At 37.9% G+C, this 626-nt stretch carries 1 pseudogene; it reads left to right on the forward strand.

Going from position 1 to position 626, the window contains the following annotated elements:
• Positions 1-626: pseudogene (locus tag ACTQ46_RS11135) on the forward strand (IS3 family transposase); the annotation flags it as partial.

Consider the following 626-nt stretch of genomic DNA (forward strand, 5'->3'; position numbering starts at 1 on the left):
TAAACAGCATCAGGAAACAGGCTCATTCAAAGAGAAAGATAACCGCAGTGAAGAAGAAAATGAGCTCCTAGAGCTTCGTAAAGAAAATCAAAGACTTAAGATGGAAAATGACATTTTAAAGCAAGCGGCGCTGATACTAGGACGAAAGTAGAAGTCATTAAAGGAAACAAAGACAGATACTCGATATCAGCAATGTGTGACGTCCTACAAATCCCAAGAAGCACCTACTACTACGAAGCAAAATCAAATCCTGAAGAGGACGATATAGCTAAAGATATAATCCGAATTTTCAAATCCAGTAGACGTAACTATGGTACTCGAAAAATTAAAAAAGATCTTGAAGTCGAAGGCAAAGTAGTTTCTAGACGTCGTATAGGCCGTATCATGAAGGAGAATGATTTAGTGTCAAGCTATACCGTTGCTCAATACAAGATTTTAAGACAGCCAACGAATGAGGAAAAAATCTGTAATGAAGTTAATCGTGAATTTGACAACCGTAACCACCTGGAAGTAGTTGTAAGTGATTTGACTTATGTTCGAGTGGCTGGAAAATGGAACTATGTATGCATAATACTAGATCTTCACAACAGAGAAATTATCGGCTATAGCGCGGGTCCTAGAAAAGA

Origin of the sequence: Gallicola sp. Sow4_E12 (assembly GCF_052116305.1) — a bacterium.
Taxonomy (GTDB): domain Bacteria; phylum Bacillota; class Clostridia; order Tissierellales; family Peptoniphilaceae; genus JBQKLI01.